This is a genomic window from Klebsiella sp. JB_Kp042, from assembly GCF_040065275.1.
In the GTDB taxonomy this organism is placed as follows: Bacteria; Pseudomonadota; Gammaproteobacteria; order Enterobacterales; family Enterobacteriaceae; genus Klebsiella; species Klebsiella quasipneumoniae.
Window position 1 is genome coordinate 29,222 of sequence record NZ_JBEAJL010000022.1, and the last position, 14,933, is coordinate 44,154.

Annotated in this window: 21 protein-coding genes and 2 pseudogenes; 1 reads left to right on the forward strand and 22 read right to left on the reverse strand. The window is 48.2% G+C overall.

Features of this window, described 5'->3' with window-relative positions:
• Positions 1–5: 5 nt before the first annotated feature.
• The 20 genes and pseudogenes from traW to traM all read right to left on the reverse strand — a co-directional run bounded on the left by traW (position 6) and on the right by traM (position 12,713).
• The gene (gene traW, locus ABLV54_RS07470; protein WP_023307538.1) at positions 6–632 is read right to left on the reverse strand and encodes a type-F conjugative transfer system protein TraW; all 627 of its coding nucleotides are present in this window, start codon (positions 630–632) and stop codon (positions 6–8) included.
• Positions 632–1,021, reverse strand: a complete 390-nt coding sequence (trbI, locus tag ABLV54_RS07475) for a type-F conjugative transfer system protein TrbI (protein WP_065953841.1) — start codon at positions 1,019–1,021, stop codon at positions 632–634. The genes traW and trbI overlap by 1 nt, the downstream gene beginning before the upstream one ends.
• Positions 1,021–3,660, reverse strand: coding sequence for a type IV secretion system protein TraC (gene traC / locus ABLV54_RS07480; protein ID WP_016528865.1), 2,640 nt, complete (start codon positions 3,658–3,660; stop codon positions 1,021–1,023). Before traC ends, trbI begins: the two co-directional genes overlap by 1 nt.
• A 71-nt stretch (positions 3,661–3,731) precedes the next feature.
• The gene (locus tag ABLV54_RS07485) at positions 3,732–4,130 is read right to left on the reverse strand and encodes a hypothetical protein (RefSeq protein WP_072158599.1); all 399 of its coding nucleotides are present in this window, start codon (positions 4,128–4,130) and stop codon (positions 3,732–3,734) included.
• Between the two features lie 7 nt (positions 4,131–4,137).
• The gene (locus ABLV54_RS07490; RefSeq protein ID WP_023307542.1) at positions 4,138–4,428 is read right to left on the reverse strand and encodes a hypothetical protein; all 291 of its coding nucleotides are present in this window, start codon (positions 4,426–4,428) and stop codon (positions 4,138–4,140) included.
• Positions 4,425–4,830 (reverse strand): annotated as a pseudogene (locus ABLV54_RS07495) (hypothetical protein). The gene ABLV54_RS07490 and the pseudogene ABLV54_RS07495 overlap by 4 nt, the downstream one beginning before the upstream one ends.
• 44 nt (positions 4,831–4,874) lie before the next feature.
• Entirely contained in the window at positions 4,875–5,213 is a 339-nt protein-coding gene (locus ABLV54_RS07500; protein WP_032436750.1) for a hypothetical protein, read from the reverse strand.
• A complete protein-coding gene (locus tag ABLV54_RS07505) occupies positions 5,214–5,432 on the reverse strand; it encodes a hypothetical protein (protein ID WP_004171484.1) in 219 nt (72 codons plus the stop codon).
• Between the two features lie 23 nt (positions 5,433–5,455).
• On the reverse strand, positions 5,456–5,746 hold the full coding sequence (locus ABLV54_RS07510) for a hypothetical protein (protein WP_032423381.1): 291 nt from the start codon (positions 5,744–5,746) through the stop codon (positions 5,456–5,458).
• A 4-nt stretch (positions 5,747–5,750) separates the two neighbouring features.
• Entirely contained in the window at positions 5,751–6,161 is a 411-nt protein-coding gene (locus tag ABLV54_RS07515) for a hypothetical protein (RefSeq protein ID WP_023307546.1), read from the reverse strand.
• Positions 6,162–6,292: 131 nt separating this feature from the next.
• The gene (gene traV, locus ABLV54_RS07520; RefSeq protein WP_023307547.1) at positions 6,293–6,862 is read right to left on the reverse strand and encodes a type IV conjugative transfer system lipoprotein TraV; all 570 of its coding nucleotides are present in this window, start codon (positions 6,860–6,862) and stop codon (positions 6,293–6,295) included.
• Between the two features lie 211 nt (positions 6,863–7,073).
• Positions 7,074–7,493 (reverse strand): annotated as a pseudogene (gene traP, locus ABLV54_RS07525) (conjugal transfer pilus-stabilizing protein TraP); the annotation flags it as partial.
• On the reverse strand, positions 7,486–8,910 hold the full coding sequence (traB, locus tag ABLV54_RS07530; RefSeq protein ID WP_023307549.1) for an F-type conjugal transfer pilus assembly protein TraB: 1,425 nt from the start codon (positions 8,908–8,910) through the stop codon (positions 7,486–7,488). The pseudogene traP and the gene traB, both read right to left, overlap by 8 nt.
• Positions 8,910–9,650: a type-F conjugative transfer system secretin TraK gene (gene traK, locus ABLV54_RS07535; protein ID WP_004152497.1), complete on the reverse strand. Its 741-nt coding sequence runs from the start codon at positions 9,648–9,650 to the stop codon at positions 8,910–8,912. The genes traB and traK overlap by 1 nt, the downstream gene beginning before the upstream one ends.
• On the reverse strand, positions 9,637–10,203 hold the full coding sequence (traE, locus tag ABLV54_RS07540; RefSeq protein ID WP_004152602.1) for a type IV conjugative transfer system protein TraE: 567 nt from the start codon (positions 10,201–10,203) through the stop codon (positions 9,637–9,639). Before traE ends, traK begins: the two co-directional genes overlap by 14 nt.
• Positions 10,204–10,222: 19 nt before the next feature.
• On the reverse strand, positions 10,223–10,528 hold the full coding sequence (gene traL / locus ABLV54_RS07545) for a type IV conjugative transfer system protein TraL (RefSeq protein ID WP_004178059.1): 306 nt from the start codon (positions 10,526–10,528) through the stop codon (positions 10,223–10,225).
• 13 nt (positions 10,529–10,541) lie between these two features.
• Positions 10,542–10,910 carry a type IV conjugative transfer system pilin TraA gene (gene traA / locus ABLV54_RS07550; protein WP_023307550.1) on the reverse strand — a complete coding sequence of 123 codons (369 nt, stop codon included), beginning with the start codon at positions 10,908–10,910 and terminating at the stop codon, positions 10,542–10,544.
• 53 nt (positions 10,911–10,963) lie between these two features.
• Complete coding sequence (locus ABLV54_RS07555) at positions 10,964–11,335, reverse strand: TraY domain-containing protein (RefSeq protein WP_004208838.1); 372 nt, start codon at positions 11,333–11,335, stop codon at positions 10,964–10,966.
• 83 nt (positions 11,336–11,418) lie between these two features.
• The gene (locus ABLV54_RS07560; RefSeq protein WP_023307551.1) at positions 11,419–12,114 is read right to left on the reverse strand and encodes a transcriptional regulator TraJ family protein; all 696 of its coding nucleotides are present in this window, start codon (positions 12,112–12,114) and stop codon (positions 11,419–11,421) included.
• Positions 12,115–12,320: 206 nt separating this feature from the next.
• Positions 12,321–12,713, reverse strand: coding sequence for a conjugal transfer relaxosome DNA-binding protein TraM (gene traM / locus ABLV54_RS07565; protein WP_032436755.1), 393 nt, complete (start codon positions 12,711–12,713; stop codon positions 12,321–12,323).
• Between the two features lie 434 nt (positions 12,714–13,147).
• Here traM and ABLV54_RS07570 point away from each other — a divergent pair, with 434 nt between their 5' ends.
• Positions 13,148–13,633, forward strand: coding sequence for a transglycosylase SLT domain-containing protein (locus ABLV54_RS07570; protein ID WP_001568108.1), 486 nt, complete (start codon positions 13,148–13,150; stop codon positions 13,631–13,633).
• Positions 13,634–13,665: 32 nt separating this feature from the next.
• Here the strand turns inward: ABLV54_RS07570 and ABLV54_RS07575 are convergent, their stop codons facing one another.
• The gene (locus ABLV54_RS07575; RefSeq protein ID WP_011977736.1) at positions 13,666–13,995 is read right to left on the reverse strand and encodes a DUF5983 family protein; all 330 of its coding nucleotides are present in this window, start codon (positions 13,993–13,995) and stop codon (positions 13,666–13,668) included.
• 26 nt (positions 13,996–14,021) lie between these two features.
• Entirely contained in the window at positions 14,022–14,849 is an 828-nt protein-coding gene (locus tag ABLV54_RS07580) for a DUF932 domain-containing protein (protein ID WP_023307552.1), read from the reverse strand.
• Positions 14,850–14,933: the final 84 nt, after the last annotated feature.

Sequence of the window (14,933 nt, forward strand, 5' to 3'; positions counted from 1 at the left end):
CATCCTTATTTTACAGGGAAGGTCTCAATATTCAGGCGTTCACCGGATGGCGCCGGCGTGATCCGCGCCGGGACCGCCGTCAGGCCAAATCGCTTGCTCAGTACGCCGTTCTGGTCGAAATAGATCCGGCTGTCCAGCGCTGCGGAGGTGTCCGGGATACTGCCACGCACCAGGATAATTTTGCTCATCAGGGTTTCCGGCACCTGACGCTTCATCCAGGCCAGCTGGTCGGCATCGTCTCCATTGATGAAGTACAGGGTCTGGACAAACGGTACGGTTTTAAGCGGGTTCACCACATCGCCCTTGCGGGCAAACACCCGCCCCTCATTGTCCTTCAGGTCTTCGGTCAGGCGGATGCTGGGATCAAACCAGCGCTGCTCGTATTTCTCCGCACGCTTAATGCCCTCCACCGGTGCCGGCCGCTGACTGTTCTCGATAACCCGCTGCTTAAACGCATCCATCGTCTGGTCCCACTGGCCAGAGGATTGCAGTGACTGCAGACGCTGCGTGATGAGCTGCAGCATGTCCTGCTCCCGGACGGGCCATAAATCCCCCCAGGTACCGAGATCAGCCGCCTGAGTCAGCGGCGATACCAGGCAGGCGGAGAGCAGACAGTCTTTCAGTCGTATCATTACTGTTCTCCTTTCATCCGGCGGGCAATGTCGTGCTGGATGTTGCGGGTCACATCGGGCGCGCCCTGAACCACGGCAGGTGAAACCAGAATGACCACATGATGCTGCTGCTGATACTCCGCCAGACTCTTCTCCAGCGCGTCGTTAAACCGGTCAGAGAGCGCTTTTGACTGCGCTTCTGTCAGCTGCTTCTGACTGACACGGTCCATAAAGCTGTCGAGCGTCTTCTTCATATCAAAAGCCACCACCCGCGGCGTGGAGTACTCCAGAACCACGCGCGAGAGAAACGCGCTGGTTGCCAGGGCGAAAAGCACGAGAGCAACGATGACGGGTATCCGGCGAAAGGTATGAGAGGTCGTACTGACCGGTTGTTCGGTGTTGTTTTTCATCACTGTTTATCCTCCATGTCATTCACCGGTATTCGGGATTCAAGCTCAGCCATTTCGTCTTTAAAGTTGCGGCACGCCAGTCCGTATACCGCATCGTGGATATCGACCCCCTCCTGCCGGCGAGCTTGCATGTACTCAAAATCCGGGCCTTTGGAGGAGTACATCGCCCGGCTGAGCGGGTCGACGAACAGGCGGTGCCAGGAGCAGTTCGCTTCCACCTGCAGCATAAAAGAGGAGAACCACTGCTCTTTGGCCGAACCGAAGCCGTTAATCATGTCTTTCTCCAGCTTGCTGAACTGATCCGGGTACAGCTGGTTATACTTGGCAAATTCCTTCGCTGACTGCTTCAGAATGGCCTTGTACGATGAGTTCCCCCACGCTGCACGTGCGGCGCTGGAGGCGGTCGGGGAGTCGAAGTCGACGATGTTCTGCGTGATGGTGATGTATGCGCCGGTATGTCGACGCGCGGTACGGTAGCCTTTCTCGATAAACTGCCCCACTTTTTCATTCTTGAAATCAAGGAGCTTCCATCCTTCATCGATGACGTTCAGTTTTTTCAGGCCACGCGGTGACTGATACATCCTGTTCTCGATGTAAATAATCAATGAAAACATCACAGCGATAAGCAGAGAGGGCCTCGACTCCAGGCCACCGAGTTCCAGTACCACCATCCGGGCATCATCGTGGAGTGTTGGTTTATCTGAGTTGAAATAGTCCCCGTAGATCCCATTCACCGTGTACTGATCGAGCAGGATTATCATCTCGTCCAGACGGCCCCGGATTGTCGGGGAATCAGCATATTCATCGCTGTCCTTCGCGTCCTGTAAAAACTGCACTACGTCATCAACGCGTGCCTGATTACGTTTGCTTAACCAGGCCGCCTGAACTGCCTGCAGAAGCAGGCCTTCATGGACTTCATCGAGGTTGCCGTTCGGACTGGCCATCACCGACATCTGATCGCGTATACGTTCTGCTGACATGTCGAAGTGAGCATCATCCAGCACGTTGGCGAATGGGTTAAACTTGAGGGTATCGCCATCGAGATATACGCCCCCCATGTTTTCACACAGGGACTTATAGCCATCGCCCATATCGAACACCCAGGCAAACCCGCCGGAGTCGAGCACACTGCGAATGAGGGGCTGAATCAGACCGGTTTTACCCGCCCCGGACGTCCCGCAGACCGCCATGTTGAAATTGGTATTGTTCATTCCCTCGTAGAACAGGTCGATGAACGCCAGCTGGTTTCGGTAGGTGGGCGCCAGGAGTCCCGCCGGCGCCAGCGGGCTGTCAGCGACGATCGGCAGGAGGTTAGCCACCTGGAACGTCTCCGCCCGCTTAACCACGCCTGCCGCCTGCAGCTCTTTAAACAGACCCTCACCACACTTGAACGGCATCATGGCCAGAAAGTTACGCAGGTGATGGTAGCGGGCCGGGATAAGCTGGAAACCGCCTTTACGGTAGCTGTTGAGCACCTGCTGTTCAGCGGCGAGAGAGGCCTCTGTGCTGTCTGCGGTGTACGTGGTGATATTAAAGAAATAGGACACCAGGGAGGTCTGGTTGGTCGACAGTCGCTGGCGGATATCGCCCCACTCCTGCATTTCCTTTATCACGTTCGGAAAGTACTTCGCGTAGGAGGTTTTGCTTTTCTTCTCCACGTCCATGAACTTCAGGTTGGCTTCGTTCTGGGTCTTCACCTGGTCCTCCACCATCAGCGTCAGCGTGATGACAAAGGGGCAGGAAATGGAGAGCTCCGGGTTAAGCAGGTTGGCGTAGTTGTCCGCAGCGGTCCAGAGGAAGGCCATTTCCGGATCACTCTCCAGATGGTAGCTCGTCACCCGGGTCACGCACTCTTTCCCGTCGCGCCCCAGGCGGCCAATTTTCAGATGACCGGCGGTGACCTGCATATCAAAGCTGTCATCGACACACTGATAGTTCAGATCCTGATAGGGGTCCAGCTTATACGGTACGCGGTACATTTCGTGCGGGTCCGGGTTTATCAGCTCACGCATCAGTTCGACCAGCCCGGCAGCATCAAGGATACGCGTCGGAATATAGGCACCGCCCAGTGACGCCCGCAGGATTTTTATCTGGTTCTCCATCTCGACAATTTGCGTGGTGGAGTTCTTCTTCCTGGGTACGCAGCAGGAGATGTACACGCGGTAGTTACGCAGCGTCAGTGGCAAATCCAGATCAGGAGGCAGGGGGAACTTCGTCTCCGCTGCCCGGAGGTAGTAGGCCTGGGTAATGGCGTTAAACTTCTTAGCCTGTTTACCACTCCAGCGGAATTCACGCAGACCATAGTCGATATCATTGCCGACCAGTTTGCTGGAGACCAGATGAAAACTGACCGGGACGCCCCGGGGAAGTTTGCTGCGCAGTAAATGCTCCAGTGTGGCGACGATACTTTTATCCGCACCGGGTAAAGGACGCGCCTCAAACATAAAACCGACGGTTTTGTTATTAATAAACAGACCGGTCGCGGAATCATAATCCTTATAGGGCAGAATACGGCTGAACTGGGGGAAATTCATGCTGCCCAGCGTGTCATTGGCTTTCGCGGATTCGTCGGGCAGCTTCAGTGCTGACACCAGTGAATTCACAGCCTGGGTGACAGTATCGATGATGTTATTACTCATGCGGGCGTTCCTTTAAGAGCATTTCAAAATAACAAGGGTAATAAATGGCAAGAAGAATATTCACAGCCGCACTAGAAACTCCTTCTTATAATGGAAAGCACTGGAATAAAAAACAATAAACACATGGATGCAATAATCTGACCCATAAAGATCGCATCCAACAACATCGCCCCTTGCCACAAACAAATAAGCAGAGTGATAAATAACAAAACCACATGAAAGAAAACAATCAGGAACAGAAGGTTCGCTGAGAACTCCCCATCACTAATTTCCACCTCCAGGCAGAAAAAATAAAAGACACACAGACTACAGATAATATAGAGGCCTTCATGTCGAATACCCTGAAGGAAATCAGGAGAAAACTCTCCTGCCAGTCCATTGTATGTCAGCCTGGCTCCCAGATAGATGAGCCAGTAGACTGGAGGGATAAACAAAAACCCATACTTTCTAAAAAACAGCATCATATCCATCCCCTGATCATTTGTTCACATTGTTCAGTGCGTTAAGTTGTTTATGTTTCTCGTTACATTTAGCGGCAATTTTCTTCGCATCGTGAAGGGTTAATGGTCCCGGGCTATTACGGAGTGCCGTTCGAAAATCCTCACCGGCACAGGGTATTTCATGAGAAATCATTAATAACTGTTCTTCAGTCGCTGTACCGTTATCTCTGTAATCATCGTAAACAAGATACAGCAGACCACCCCAAAAAAAGAGTGGAAAGGCCCAGTTAACAATGTGTTTAACCGCGTTCGCGACGTTTACTTTCATTTTTTATTCGTCTGGTATAATTCCCACTGATGGATATACGCATAATACCGCTCACCTGGCACATTAATGATGATGCCATCACAGTCCAGTTTATTAACAGGGCTGGTAAAAGCGCCTGTCGGTATGTTTACTTCAAGTGTCTTGCAGTCGTTTTTCCAGTGTCTACCTGCTTCAAGTTCATCCATCGAAAATGAGTGAATGGAGATAACGAACATCCCGCAAAACCCAACCACCGCTATAAGCGCACAGTATATGAATGTATCGCCTCTGTTAACTCGAAGATTGAATTTTTCAGGGATGGCAACCATTGCCAGCGCACCGACCACACCAATAACAAAAAAGAATCAGGCATATACCGTTAAGCCATGCAACGTTATGTCCAAGTATATAGTACGCTTTCACTTTCTTATTCCTTATGCTGCATACTTTCAAATAACGTGAGATTGTTAATACTGACCATCGGTCTTACTATTCACCGGCCCCATCCGATCAAAGGAATAAATCAAGACATAAAACATATAAAAGATCACTGTGGCTGTAAAAAATCCCGTTATTACTGACAGCGTCAAATCAGGAGAACCGGCCCACATGTTTTTATCCATAAATACCATGAAAGAAAATAAAGCACTGAGACCTGTAAGCCCAAACAACATTAAAATATAGGCAAGCGCATCTCTTATAAAAACACCCATAATTACATAGCCGTAACCACAGATAATGATTGCCATTGCAAAAAACAGTCGTACATAACCATCACTATCAAAAATTAACAGAGACTCAGCCATTTACCCACCCTCACTCAATGTTTCCATCACGCTGTTCAAAGGCTCGCGTGTTTTAATTTCAATGCACTCTCCTGTATTACTTCCGTAACCTCTGCCTCCACGTGCTTCGAGTACCCGTAGCATTTTTATGCAGACATCTGTATTAGGCATAGGAGTAATATCCCAAATTCCACCACCACTACTCGGCGTCATCAGCACCAGAAAAATAAAGGCATGCATACTTTATTGCCTCTGTTTATATATTAACGAATGAATATTTCTTTCATTGCCTCTGCGAGAGTTGTTTGCTTATCGCCACTCATCGCTCTGTCATAATCAGACTTGCTTACATTTTCAATAACATCACCACACTGAAGTCGATTTTGCGCAGGAGAGAAAAACCCTTTATCAATATTGGTCTCAAGCAACCGGCAGTCATTTTTCCAGTGATGAGAAAGAGCTTCGGGCACTGTATTACTGTCAGTAGAAAACAGCAGGCTATAACCTGCCAATAAAAATACCAGCATCATCGTCCATTTGAATAATTCATCCATAACGTTACTTACCTTCCGTACTGAGTTTATTAATCTCTGCCTTATCCCTGTATCTCACATCCATATACCGTGTTACGCCATCCGGGCAAGACCAGGCATCTTTTGCTTTAGCCAGAAACCCTGCCTGCTGCGCTTCAAATGCGGAGACTCTGCAGTTTTTCAGCGTATAGATGATATTTTCTTTCCTGTTTATAATTTGTTTATATGTTGACTCAGGATCAAGAACTCCTGTTGCTGTAGTAATCATACTCACCATACACAGTATCACACTGAGGGTTTTACCCCACCAGGATGTGATTACTCTCTGAAAAAAGGCAGACACGATTACGGCAGAACCAACAATCAGCATCAACATAAAAATATATGACGAATCTTCGCGTAAAAGCAGCCATAGATATTTCATTGAGTCAGTCATTTTTCAAATCCTTTCATTTTTCGTTATCGACGTTCATTTCACACGCTACCGCCCATCCCTTTCAACGCAGAGGGCACTCGTTTTAATTCAGAAATGAGAACTTCCTGCAGCGCCAGTAATGGCGCTGTGAATCAATTAAGGCGAGGTTGTCCCCACGCCGATGGTGTCACGACAAAAAGAACCGTTGCTGGCTGGTGATATACATCATCTGCATCCACATACGGCGCTATCCACAATGACGTTGTCTCCTCCCCTTTTCTTAATGGCCGGGGATAATTACCAGGAACCGTCACCGGCGATGTAAAAGTTGATACACTCACTGGTCGAACAGCTGGCGCTACAGCCACGGGCCGATACACCGGCATACTGACTTTCCTGTTATTCGTCAGCAATCCTGACGTTACTGTATTAGTCGGTGCAGTTGTCGTTGCTCCGGGACGCATTAAATTTGGCTGTGGCGGCAATGGGTACGAATTAACTGATGTGGTTCTGAAATTACCCTCAGCCAGTTGTGGCAACCCGGCCGCAGCCGGCTTTGCATCACTGCGTTCCTCTTTCAGCTTCGCTTTTTCATTTGCCTGCTCCATCGTCATACAGGTATCCGACGTCGTGGCATTACATTGAAATTCGGTCTCTGTGCCCGCACACCCGGTTAAGAGCAAAGCGCTGCCCAGAGGAATTAACAGCATTAATTCCTTCATATATTCACCCGTAATCTGTTTATTTTTTAAAAATCGATTTCCAGTCAGTCTTCCTGAATACTGCTTCTGCAAGATTATTAGCAGCCCTTACAAGCTCCTCATAAAGTTTGGGGTCTAAATAATTTGCAGATTGAGGTACAGTGTTAGGCTCCTTTTCTCCTGCTTCCTGTTCATTACGCAGGTACCCCCCTGACATCCTTCACCCGAGAAATCCCCTGCGGACAGGAGTCCTACGGAAAACCACAGCCATCCCGGTAAACACCACCGCCATCAGCAGCCAGAGCCAGAGCCAGAGAATATTATGCGTATAGCTCTGGTCGATATATGCTGCATACCCTGCCGCATCCGTACTGACGGTGGTGCAGTCTTCCTGTAAAACCGGAGGCAGTGGAGCGTTCACCGCATCACCATTAAGTTCTTTCGGCCCCGTGCAGTCCTGAATGACATATCCCTCCTGCTGCACAGACTCTACGGTTTTCACCAGCGTCTGGCCGAACGTGTACGGTCCCGTCCGGAACACCAGAACAACCAGTAACATCATCATGGCCAGCGGATAGACCACCGCACACTTAACCAGCCAGTGAGCCCAGCGCAGTGCTGACAGAACAGTAGTAATGAGAGACTTAGCCATTATTTTCCCCCTGCGGCGCTGCGCCCGGAGAGAACTCACGCGGATCAAGTTTGCCCAGCTTCTTCAGCATCTCGTCAGTATTGAATCCGTTCATACCGCCGCCTGACTGATGATGTGCATCAGCCTGCGGTGCCGGCTCCGCCTCCTGATTCTGAGCCTGCTGTTGCCCGTTCTTTTCCGCTTCCAGTTCTTCAATCGTTTTCAGCTGGAATCCATCCTGGAACACGACGGTAACTTCGTTGCCGGCACCAATCGGAATGACCGGGTGATACTGCTCGGCCCTTTTGATGTAGTACTCGCTCAGCGTCTGCGCAGCTTTAGATGCACCACCGCCGACCCCCATTTTCAGAACGTCACCGGCGCCAACAGATGCGGTTGCCCCCAGGCCAACAGCCGGCTGTGAAGCCCGTTCCATGCCCTGACCAATCCCGTCAACAAAACCGGCCCCCCATGCCCAGCCGAGGATTTTTCCGTTACGCATCACCACCTCTCCCTTAACCCCGTTTTTCCCCATAAAGGAAACGTGGCCGTTAATGGGCTGATCGATGGTTTTATCACCTTTGATACAGCTGATATTGCGGGTACGGACAATGGCGCGTTCGCTGGAGACATCGCCCCAGGCTTCAAGGCCCACAAAACACCCTGTCAGGTCGTAGGTTTTGCTGTTTGGCATTTCCACGCGACCGGTGATACGCAACTGCATCGGTACAGTTGATTCATTCCCGGTAACAGACGCGTTGGCATCTGCCCCCTCGATAAGCATGCTTTTTGCAAAGCTCCCCGACGGAATGTACGGCAATGACTTCGTTTTTTTTCCTTTGTCGTAACTGAACGTTTTACGCTGTATCTGGTTTGGTACCGGTACAGACTGGTAGCTGACCTGCGGCGGCGGTGTCATACCATTCCCGGGATAGAATGCCGTCGGAGGCGGTACCGCGGCGCCGGTTTGCGGCGGATAACTGGCTGGCTGCGGCTCCCCTTCCGGACCGGGTGGCGGTGACGGAGGAGTCGGCGCGGGCTCGCCACCAGAGACAGCCGGTTTCACGCCCAGCGCCTTCAGCTGATTCTGCATGGCTTCATTGTCACTGCTGAGTTTGTCGATACGTATCTGGTCAGCGGTTCGCGCCTTACTCAGTAGGTCCACTTCCCCCTGCAGGGAGTCAAAACGCTTGTTGAGATCAGCGGCAGTCGCCTGCATTTCTGTTGTCGCGTGCTGCTCCACCTTACTGTTGAAGCTGCTGTCGACCACCCCGGTCATATCCGGTGCGGGTTCGCCCTGAGTCGGGGCTTCCTCATCAGAGCTCATGTTCAGATCTGACAGATACAGCCCGCCTCCGACTGCTGCCGCGCCGCCCGCCAGAATGAGTCCCAGCCAGATATATTGCTTACGTTTGATCAGCGTGTTGAAGTTGGCCATCAGCGCTTCACTCCTTCATCTGACGTCGTGACCCAGATCTGCATGCGACCACCGGCAGTCAGCAGGCCCGCCGGGGTACTGAACATGACGGCACGTGTTCCGGGCTGCCAGAAATCGCTTTCACGCACCATTCGGGCCGACAGGGAGACATTGTCCAGACTGTAACGGACAACTTTCAGGTGATGACCGACCCAGACCCGATCGGCAGTGGCGCGCAGACCAGCCGGCACCTGCAGCACTTCAGAAGTGACGGGGACAGACTGATACTCATCGGGTACGCTGCCCTGACGCACGGCGCGATTCAGCGAAACCAGTAACGATTCATAGGGATTCGACTCTTCCCAGGCTTTTGCCGGACCGGGGGTACCCGCCAGCTCGCTGACCAGCTGAATTGTCCGGCCTGAGCCCGCACGGGGCACGGCACGAATGGAGAAGTTCAGCCCGCGTTCGGTTTCCACAATGAAGGTGAATGGTTTTTTACTGACGGTCGCCAGAATGGCGCCGCCGCTGTCGGTCTGCTCCTGGTTTGTCAGGCCGCCGTCCAGGCTGTTTATCGCCGTGATGCGATCTCCAGGTACTGTGAACAGATTCGGATCGGTGTTACTCACGGCAATATTTGCCTGACCGCCATTGGTCAGGGGAACCACTGTCGGCGCCAGCGTACCGCTAAGGGTCGCTGACATCGCAGGGGCGACCAACAGCAGACAACCTGAAATAAATAACGGGTTAATTTTTTTCATTATTTATTTCTCCAAAACGCGCCAGCCAGCTGACACCATCGACACGACTGAACTGAATGACATAGCTTTTAATTTCACTGTAGGGTTTGGAATCCCCAATCCACGTTTTCAGCTCACCCCGGATATCCACGCGGTTCTCTGCCGGCCACGCACGGATCGAGGTCATATAAAAGGTGGCATTAACGTTATTGTCTTTAATGCGTTTCGCATCTTCAGCCAGCTGGACCTTTAGGCTGTTCTGCGCAGCGGGTAATACATACCGGAGAAGCTGCTGATGCTGGGCATCAACCGTTTCCGGCGTGACATTCAGACGCAGGGCAACAAAGGACAGGCCCAGCTGCTCAATATAAGAAGCGTCAGCCTGGTTCTGAGACACCGCAAAGGGGGCACGGAATAACATCGGTGTCACCGCCACTTTCTGTTCCGTCTGCAGACGGTAATTATTTATGCCCTGGATAATATTGGTCGCAAGACTGAGGGTCAGGAGTGTCCCCAGACTGATAAATCCCACAGCGATAACGCGAGTGGTATTTTGTCTGGCACCATGTTCCATATGTTATTTCCCCGTTGATTTATTTAATCCACTGCCGGAAACAGGAGTCCGGAACATCATGAAAGAAACCTTTAAGAAGGGAGGTTGGCAGATACCAGTAAATCAGGTCGCGTAGCCAGGAACTGCCCCGCCCTTTTTTCAGTTTCTTGATACCCCAGAAAACCAGTGCCGCTGCAGCCATACCAAAAATGAACTTGCTGGTCCAGAAACCCCAGCCGAGACAAATCACGGCCGGGATAAGTTCATCGAGATATAAGCCAAACCAGCGGGACTGGTTAGTCAGTGTTTCCGGGAAACGGTATCGCTTTAATTCGTCTCCCGTCATCACGTGCTTCCTGTCAGTAACCGGCGACCGACATACCGATGGTGATAAAGGTGGAAATAATCGCGAAGCCAAACAGGAACTTCACGTTTTTGGTCATCATGTACATGATGCCGCCGGCGACAACTTCTGCCAGAACCACCCATTTGACGACGCTGGATTGCTTACCAAACGTGCCTTTAACGGTCGCATCCCCGGACTTCATCAGGTCGGTTGCCGTGGTGGTGGCCATCGCAGCATCCGGGAAGAACGCCGCCACAGCAGCAACCGGCAGCACAACTTTAGCGGCTTTCAGGGCTTTCTTTTTATTGAAAACGCGGGACATAAAAGACGGTTTGGTTTTTTCAGGGACAGCAGAGCCCTGAACACTTAATACAGCATTCATATTTATTTCCTTTTAAATAGATAATGTTTAAATGGTAATACCTTCGGGACTACTTATGTTTCAGATACTGACCTCCTTATCACTTCGACTTCAGAACTATAAAAATCAGGAAATTCGAACAGATGTGCTTTGAGACGAAGATAAACTTCATGCGACTTGCTTCTGTTACTTTTATTTTTAGCTGCAATCAGTTTTTTGTTTGTATCCTCATCAAAGCGGGCCATAACAACAGGACCAAAACTCACACTCTTATATGTTACAGTTGGATAAAAATCTGGATAGCGTAAAAGGTGATCCTTAACCCTAAGCACAACCTCCCCAGCCTTACTACGTCCGCTTCTCTCTTTGGCATTTACCAATTTCAGATGCGTATCTTCATCAAGTTTGAAACTAACGCATGGACCTAATGCCGGACGAGTAGTCATTCGCCTCACTTGCACCTCCACTCTACTTTTCAATAGGAGTAGTCTCACAAATAAAACCCCTTAACACAATAGACAAAAGGTCACTATTTATTTAACAATTTATTAACGCGACTTCCAATTAATTCTGTAACAACCTTACAGAATGAAAAGGCCATTCCACTGGCGAATAAAAAATAAAATACCTCTTCTCTCGTGCGGATTGGTAAAGCAGCAAGAATACGATTCACCCTGTTTTTCGATGTTCCAATTGCTATATTTAAAACCTCTGAAATCTGATTGTGGGAGGCACCAAAAGAATATAGAGCCAGAGTCTCAATCTGAACATCAGTTAAAAAACCGACTGCATTTTTAAATTCGTTGAGTTTTTTTATAAAACCTGAGCGAACAGGAGACAGTAAAAAACCGCCTCGTTGAAGATGACAGAACTTCCACAGAGTGAACTCTGTTCCATCAAATGACATCCGTTCTATTATAAAATCCCATCGGTTCCCATTAATGGGCAAATTTTCCTCAACGAGCATTTTTCGATCGCCTGAGTAAACTTCTGCGTCAAGAGCTGACAGACGTAAAGAAGAGGAGATTTCCAAACGGTTAAACCATATGTTAACGTTAATATTGTGCAGAAAAGTTGTAGCGAAAGAATGATTGAAATGGGAAAAGGATCCATCACGGAGCCTTATACAAGCAGGATGGCTAGAAAGGTTGACAGTTAATTGCATTTCACGAAAGAAATCCAATTGACTACAGTTGGTGTTTTCAATACGATCCATCGAACACATAGGAGCCTCCTCAACAGGATTCTATGGGCAGCTGATGTGAAGGGGGCCAACCCTTCACATCAGCGATTCTCAAATTTTGTGAGACCTGAGCCTCTCAAACTATGATAAATGTAACCCACTTCCCTGTCACTAAAAATACGCAGATCATTCCGCTTTTATTTTTTATATTTTAGTTTAATAATCTAGATAACTTAATGTTGTGTAGTTTACTCTTCGTCACCATCTTCTGATTCTGGAAAGAATGTATCGACCACTTCTTTAGTGTCTTCCAGAATGTTATCAATCATAAATCGCCACTCAAATTTTTGGTTACCTGAGATATGTGGACTCAAACAAGAAATTCCCAAAATTTTGTTGGTTGCAAATTGTGTCTTCAAAACTGTTTCAAGCAAAATCTTATTGAAAGCCATCTGATTAAAGCCGCTTTCTTTCCTTTCCATTTGCGCTTCATAAACCCTCAAGCCTAACTCGACAAGCATCGTAGACACACTGGAAAAACTAACATCTTTCTCCCTGGCGCCCTCAGCTTTCCGTTTCTCCACAATGGCATTAATTTTTTCAGCAACTTCATCGCTAACATATGCCTGTATCTTTGCCATATCCATCCCTTAATATAAAAAGAAATCTTGATACTATTTACAGCCAACCAATTCAGACGATTCACCAACGATTCAATTCGCGATTCGAATCTAGATTCACCGCCTTGAAACTCGATTCATAAGGCGAATCACACCACGAATTGAATCTAGAGTCAATTCGCCAATAAAGCTAGATTTCATAAGGGTTGATTCGTTACTGATTCACCCACGATTTATAAGTGAATCGTTAGCGATTCATCTGCGATTCATATTTATATTACATAATGAAAGATAGTGTAATTTAGTTGACCATAACTCTATGGTTTAAATAATAAATCTGCAAAATTTTAATTTTGCGTGGGGTGTGGTGATTTTGTGGTGAGGAGTGCATATATGTTGAGTCTCGGTCTTGGATGGGTTAAGGTTATTCCGGGATTTGGCACGGAGGGGAATTCATGAAGGGAGTAGCGTTTGGTATCATCCTGTCTTTAATACCATTGTCATCAATGGCAGCAGACTGCTTTGATATGGCTGGCAGGGATTACAAAATTGATCCGGATCTCCTGCGTGCTATATCATGGCAAGAATCACGATTTAAAATTGATGCGATTGGGCGTAATCCTGTTACGGGTTATGGATCAGGCTTGATGCAAATTGACTCGCAGCATTTCAACGAACTGTCGCGATATGGAATAAAACCGGATCATCTTCTTAGCGATGCTTGTCTTAACATCTACACCGGAGCCTATTATCTGGCTCAGGCGTTTAAAAAGTGGGGCGTTTCGTGGGATGCAGTCGGGGCATACAATGCAGGCTTCAAAAAGACCCCGCGCCAGGCAGCAAGACGTTACGAGTATGCGAAGAAGATCCATTACTACTACACGGCTATCAAAGCAAGCAAACGAACTTCTTCTAAAGATCAGAAAATCGCCATGAACTAAAAAGCCTTCTGATATAAGAAGGCTTGAATTTCTTAAAAATCTACGGCATCTATACCTGGATAATAATCGGCATCACTATCAAAATGAAAAAGCAGATACCCACCCTCCCGGTGCATTAGTATAAGATTTTTGCGTAAAAATTTTGACACCCCACCTCTTTTTAGCGCCAGAAGATGGCGTTTGAAATCATACATCCTTATAACACAACCATAAGGTGTATCATGTATCCACTCTAAGTAACTATCGCAAGTTAGATAATTGGTTGTTGATGAAAGCACCTGAAGAACTCTGATATCACCTTCTTCCATATGTGAAATACTGATACAGACAGCTTTAAATTCAAACATAAGTATTCCCACCATCAAAACGCCGGACAGCTGCCCGGCGCTTATAAATAGCCTTTAAGAGTGCGGAATTTCTCCGCAATTAACCACAATGCCTTATTGAGTTTAACATCACCATCGATTGCTTTTACTGGCCGGGTTGTTGTTCTTTTCCCTTTTTCAGTTCGGCCAGGCAAACCGCCTTTAATCAGATTTTCCTGGACCCTTTGATATGTAGTCCAGATGTCATCTTTTTTATCTTCATAACGGCGCGGATGAATTATCTGTTCAATACTGACCGGAGATTTATTTTCATCTTCATATCGGTAGGTTAATGCAGCTTGTCCAAACAGACGCTGTTCTTCCTTGGTTAAGGCAATAGACTTCATGACATCAACGCCTTCAGTTATTTTATCGAAAATTCCCAGAACTTCGTAAGCACCTTCGATAACCCTTCCAACAATATCACCTTTATGAGGTACACGAATCTCACCAAACGACGTACCGCACACAAGGCCATTTGTGCATACAAAACGGAACATACCCGGGATCATTTGATAACTGGACGATCCATCATGCGAGTTAAGAAGAATGATTTCGGGTACTTCTGTTCCTTTATTGGCCCCTTCACGGCGAAGTCTTACCATATGCTTAGTATGCCCCCGTTTATCCTCATCCCTTACTCGTGACTGACAGGCAAAAAATGGCTGGAAACCTTCTTCACGTAATTTATCCAGCAGTGTAATGGTTGGAATATAGGTATAGCGATCACTACGTGAATTATGCTTTTCTTCTGAAAACACAGAAGGTACAACCTTGACTAATTCATCGTTAGTCAGTGGGCGTTCCTGACGAATGGAATGAGTAAGTCCAAATCGGGATGCTAAACGCATATTATTCTCCTTCACCTGTTTAATTTTTTAACCATCACCCGTTGAGTTGCCGGGGCCGCGGTTTTGACTTTGTGCGGGGACCTG